Origin of the sequence: Kluyvera sp. Awk 3 (assembly GCF_028069715.1) — a bacterium.
Taxonomy (GTDB): Bacteria; Pseudomonadota; Gammaproteobacteria; order Enterobacterales; family Enterobacteriaceae; genus Kluyvera; species Kluyvera georgiana_A.
The window spans coordinates 1-4,685 of sequence record NZ_JANEWH010000218.1 but is presented as its reverse complement, the minus strand read 5'-3'; the positions used below and the strand labels follow the sequence as shown (position 1 = coordinate 4,685).

Genomic DNA, 4,685 nt, shown 5'->3' with positions numbered 1-4,685 from the left:
ATAATATTCGGAGGTGTTCTATGTATACAACTCGCCTGAAAAAGGTCGGCGGATCCATCATGCTGGCGGTTCCTCCCGCCGTGCTGAAAACGCTGGAGCTGTCGACCGATAGCGAAGTGGGTATGACCATTGATAATGGCTGCCTGATTATTGAACCCCAGAAACGGCCCCGCTATTCGCTTGAGGAGCTGCTGGCGCAGTGCGATCCGCACGCCGAAATGAGCGAAGAGGATCGGGAATGGATTGATGCGCCTGCGGTGGGTAAGGAGCTCCTGTAAATGGACAGAGGGGAAATCTGGCTCGTTTCACTGGATCCGATTGCCGGTCATGAGCAAAGCGGGAAACGTCCGGTGCTTATCGTATCTAAGGCCGCGTTTAACAAGCTGACCCGCCTGCCCGTTGTTGTTCCCGTCACCAGCGGTGGAAACTTTGCTCGCGCAGCCGGTTTTGCCGTCTCACTGGAGGGGGCGGGAACCAAAACAACGGGCGTGATCCGCTGCGATCAGCCCAGAACTATTGATATGAGTGCCCGAAATGGCATACGACTGGAACGTATACCTGATGCCGTCGTGAATGAAGTGCTGGCCAGACTGGAAGCCATTTTGAGCTGAGGCTTTCGATGCGACTGACAGATGCTGAAAAGCAAAAAGCCTGCTCGAAAGCAGGCTTTTCTAAATTTGGCTCCTCTGACTGGACTCGAACCAGTGACATACGGATTAACAGTCCGCCGTTCTACCGACTGAACTACAGAGGAATCGTGTGAACGGGGCGCATATTATCGATGTCCCTACGGCTTGTCAAAGGGTGAAAAGCGCGAATAAGTTCGTTTGCTGACAATTTCAGCAATTTAGGTTTTATTGCTCATTTTCTCCGCAGCTTGCACCGTGAAAGTGCATATTTACCCCTTATGGGGCATAGGGCAATCTTCTGACCGGGGCAAAAAAGGGCGCCAGCGATAGGATTACCCGGTTTCAGCACGATTTTTAAAACTGGCAAGCATCTTGCAACTCCTCCGATTACTTAACGCCAGCGTGGCAGTGGATCTCGTACCGGAGGCAAAAATGAACTTAAGACGGCTGAAATACTTCGTGAAAATCGTCGATATCGGCAGCCTGACTCAGGCGGCTGAAGTGTTGCATATCGCGCAGCCTGCACTGAGCCAGCAGGTCGCAACGCTGGAAGGTGAACTTGACCAACAGCTGCTTATTCGCACCAAGCGCGGCGTGACGCCAACCGAGGCTGGAAAGGTTCTGTATACGCATGCCCGCACGATTCTGCGTCAGTGTGAACAGGCGCAACTGGCGGTGAACAATGTCGGTCAAACGCTCAGTGGCACCGTTTCAATCGGGCTTGCGCCGGGAACGGCGGCCTCGTCAATTACCATGCCGCTGCTGCAGGCGGTGCGTAATGAACTGCCGGATGTGCTGGTGTATCTGCATGAAAACAGCGGCACCGTGCTGAATGACAAGCTACTCAACGGCCAACTGGATATGGCGGTGCTGTACGATCGCGCGCCGCTGGCGGGGATTATGAGCCAGCCGTTGCTGAAGGAAGATCTTTATCTGGTGGGCACCCGTGATTGCCCGGGGCAGAGCGTGGATCTGACCGCCGTTGCTGAAATGAACCTGTTTTTACCCCGCGACTATAGCGCCGTCCGCGCCCGCGTTGACGAAGCTTTTTCGCTGCGCCGCTTAACGGCAAAGATCATCGGTGAAATTGAGTCAATCTCAACGCTGACCGCCGCCATCGCCAGCGGTATGGGGGTGACTGTTCTGCCGGAGTCGGCGGCTCGATCGCTATGCGCCGCGGCGAACGGTTGGATGGCGCGCATTACGACGCCATCGATGAGTCTGCCTTTATCGCTCAACGTTTCGGCACGAGGCCAGTTATCGCCGCAGGCGCAAGCGGTGAAAGAGATTTTGATGTCGCTGGTGAGTCGGCCAATGCTGGATAACCGTGAATTGCAGCTTGTGAGCTAAGCTTATATTCCATTCAGGAATATGTTGCTGGTTTTTATTATTTGTTTGTCAGGTCGACAAACTTTAACAATAGCGTCATATCTGACTGAATCGGGGTGACGCGTGAACTTCCAGCAACTTAAAATTATTCGCGAAGCGGCACGGCAGGATTACAACCTGACCGAAGTCGCCAATATGCTCTACACATCGCAGTCTGGCGTAAGTCGACATATTCGCGAGCTTGAGGAAGAGCTAGGGATTGAGATCTTCATTCGTCGCGGGAAGCGCTTATTAGGTATGACCGAGCCGGGTAAAGCCCTGTTGGTGATTGCCGAACGTATTCTGAATGAGGCCAGCAACGTTCGCCGTCTGGCCGACCTCTTTACCAACGATGCCTCCGGCGTACTGACCATCGCCACCACCCACACTCAGGCGCGCTATAGCTTGCCGCCGGTGATCAAAGCCTTTCGTGAGATCTTCAAAGATGTGCGTCTGGAGTTGATTCAGGGCACGCCGCAGGAAATCGACGCGTTGTTGCACAGCGGCGGCGCCGATATCGGTATCGCCAGCGAACGGCTGAGCAACGATGCCACGCTGGTGGCTTTCCCATGGTTCCGCTGGCATCACAGCCTGCTTGTTCCCACCGATCACCCGCTCACTCAGACCACGCCGCTGACGCTGGAAGCGATTGCCCGCTGGCCGCTGATTACCTATCGTCAGGGAATTACCGGGCGTTCGCGCATTGATGAAGCGTTTAACCGTAAGGGGCTGACGCCGGATATCGTGCTCAGCGCGCAGGATTCGGATGTCATCAAAACTTACGTCGAGCTGGGGCTGGGAATTGGGCTGGTGGCCGAGCAGTCGGGCGATGCGCAGGAGTCCGGTAGCCTGGTGCGGTTGGATACCCATCATTTGTTTGATGCCAATACCGTCTGGCTGGGGCTTAAACGTGGTCAGCTACAGCGGAACTACGTGTGGCGTTTTATCGAACTGTGCAATGCCGGATTGTCGCTGGAAGAGATCAAACGCCAGGCGATGGACCTGGAAGAGACGGTGCTGGATTACCAGATTTGATGGTGTGTCGTTTGGCGATTTTGCGATGGAGTGTCGCAGAAAGCCTGCTTTTCAGCAGGTTTTCTGCCTGGCGTGGCTCAGCCATTAGCTGCTTGACAGGCAATCGCAATTAAGAACTCCAGGGTATCATCGTCGCCAGATTAACCACGACAATCAGCAGTCATACTGTGAAAGATCGCTGATTCACGTTATTACCAGGAGCACCATTTGCAGGGGGTCGTATGCATCCAGTCAGAACTTAGCGGGGAGTTTATTCAAACTGATGAGGAATCCGCGATGGATTTCAATATAGCCTCCCGCTTTGAGATAGGTGAGAATGCGCATGATGCCACTCCGTGAGAGGTGTGTTTTTCCCTGAATATAATTTACCACTGTGATGGATTTCCTGTAGCTCTCATTTTCAGACATCAGCTGCAACAGGATGAACTTAATTAATTCATACGAGGTGGGAGCGCTCATTTGCTCATTGATAATATACAATTTACTGGACAACACCATCATATGCTGCGCTACAGCTTTCCATAGGTGATGTTCTTCAATGATTTCAATGGCTTTGTCCAGGGACATGATGCCAATGGTGGCAGGGGTTAACGTCTTGATATAGGTGATAATATTTTCGCTGGCGATATAGTTTAGACCAAAAAGGGTAGGCGCGGTGGCGGTCAAAACCGCAATGTCATTTTTATCACGATGGTATGTCACATATCCTTTCAACAGAAGATAACAGTAATATTTACCCCCTGACTTTGGATAAAGACGTTTACGGGGGGATATGTTTTTTATTTCACAGTATGGTTCTAATTTTTCGATAATACACTCAGTAAAAGGAGACGGTGTCATTAATTTTGTGGCCCAAAAACTATCGCTCATGTTCCTGTCCAGAATTGTGTTGATTTGTCCTTATATTATAGCGTATGAATAAATAGTCTAACCTACAATGGCTTATTGACAATAAATTGTTATGAATCAATATCTTGGTGGTAATTGCTTAAGTTCAATCAGTACACCTTTTTCCATAGAAAGTAATCCTGCACTTTTAAGGTCACTGATGATACGCATGATACTGCTTCTGGAAAGATAAGTTCGCTCTTTTATATAAGTAGCCGCAGTAATGTTGGTACGAAAGCTGGGTGATTCATTCATTAATTGGTTTAGCTGAAATTTCACGATGTCATAAGAAGACATTTTCGCAATCATTGTGCAATGTTCAAAAATGCGTGATGATGTGTAAATAAGTAAAGCACAGGTACTTTCCCAAAGAGCATATTTTTGCACTAACAGATTAAATCTTTCCAGCGGTAAGCGGGTTAATTCTGATTTCTCCAGGGCCCGAACGTAAAGTCGATCGCCGTAAGCAGACTGGTTGCTGACGCCCATGATAAAAGGGGACTTTTCACTGTTCAAAACCATACCGTCCCCCCTTCTGTTTAAGCTAATGCTGCCGCTCTCCAATAGATAACAGTAGCGCTTTCCATTGACCTGGTAGCGTAAAACCTCGCCTTTTACTGGCGTGATTTTTTCACCATATGGAGCAATTGAATCCATTAGGGTTTTAATGTGTTCCAGTGGTTTTTTAGCCAGCGTAGAATTTAAATAGTCCAAAGGCAGGCCTTTAATATCATTTGAAGTCAATTTCTTATCTCTGCTAAGAGT

General features: G+C 50.0%; 6 protein-coding genes and 1 tRNA gene. 4 read left to right on the top strand and 3 right to left on the bottom strand.

Annotation, left to right across the window (positions count from 1 at the left end; all coding sequences use genetic code 11):
* The first annotated feature begins 20 nt into the window (after nt 1-20).
* Both NNN71_RS23760 and NNN71_RS23755 read left to right on the top strand, forming a co-directional pair.
* On the top strand, nt 21-278 hold the full coding sequence (locus NNN71_RS23760; RefSeq protein ID WP_200000470.1) for an AbrB/MazE/SpoVT family DNA-binding domain-containing protein: 258 nt from the start codon (nt 21-23) through the stop codon (nt 276-278).
* A complete protein-coding gene (locus NNN71_RS23755; RefSeq protein ID WP_271459494.1) occupies nt 279-611 on the top strand; it encodes a type II toxin-antitoxin system PemK/MazF family toxin in 333 nt (110 codons plus the stop codon).
* A 67-nt stretch (nt 612-678) separates the two neighbouring features.
* On the opposite strand, the gene NNN71_RS23750 is transcribed toward NNN71_RS23755, so the two are convergent.
* Nucleotides 679-754 (bottom strand) — tRNA-Asn (locus NNN71_RS23750).
* Nucleotides 755-1,061: 307 nt separating this feature from the next.
* Here NNN71_RS23750 and nac point away from each other — a divergent pair.
* Together nac and cbl are read left to right on the top strand one after the other, a co-directional pair.
* Entirely contained in the window at nt 1,062-1,979 is a 918-nt protein-coding gene (gene nac, locus NNN71_RS23745) for a nitrogen assimilation transcriptional regulator NAC (RefSeq protein WP_167575503.1), read from the top strand.
* A gap of 102 nt (nt 1,980-2,081) precedes the next feature.
* Nucleotides 2,082-3,032 carry an HTH-type transcriptional regulator Cbl gene (cbl, locus tag NNN71_RS23740; RefSeq protein WP_065357644.1) on the top strand — a complete coding sequence of 317 codons (951 nt, stop codon included), beginning with the start codon at nt 2,082-2,084 and terminating at the stop codon, nt 3,030-3,032.
* A 231-nt stretch (nt 3,033-3,263) separates the two neighbouring features.
* Here the strand turns inward: cbl and NNN71_RS23735 are convergent, their stop codons facing one another.
* Both NNN71_RS23735 and NNN71_RS23730 read right to left on the bottom strand, forming a co-directional pair.
* Nucleotides 3,264-3,902 (bottom strand): winged helix-turn-helix transcriptional regulator, encoded by a 639-nt coding sequence (locus tag NNN71_RS23735; RefSeq protein ID WP_249023064.1) that lies wholly within the window; start codon nt 3,900-3,902, stop codon nt 3,264-3,266.
* A 96-nt stretch (nt 3,903-3,998) separates the two neighbouring features.
* Nucleotides 3,999-4,649, bottom strand: a complete 651-nt coding sequence (locus tag NNN71_RS23730) for a helix-turn-helix domain-containing protein (RefSeq protein ID WP_271459495.1) — start codon at nt 4,647-4,649, stop codon at nt 3,999-4,001.
* Nucleotides 4,650-4,685: the final 36 nt, after the last annotated feature.

Bases quoted from the DNA above. Each gene is read 5' to 3' on its own strand.
- NNN71_RS23760 (WP_200000470.1), top strand. From the start codon at position 21: ATGTATACAACTCGCCTGAAAAAGGTCGGCGGATCCATCATGCTGGCG.
- NNN71_RS23755 (WP_271459494.1), top strand. From the start codon at position 279: ATGGACAGAGGGGAAATCTGGCTCGTTTCACTGGATCCGATTGCCGGT.
- nac (WP_167575503.1), top strand. From the start codon at position 1,062: ATGAACTTAAGACGGCTGAAATACTTCGTGAAAATCGTCGATATCGGC.
- NNN71_RS23735 (WP_249023064.1), bottom strand. From the start codon at position 3,902: ATGAGCGATAGTTTTTGGGCCACAAAATTAATGACACCGTCTCCTTTT.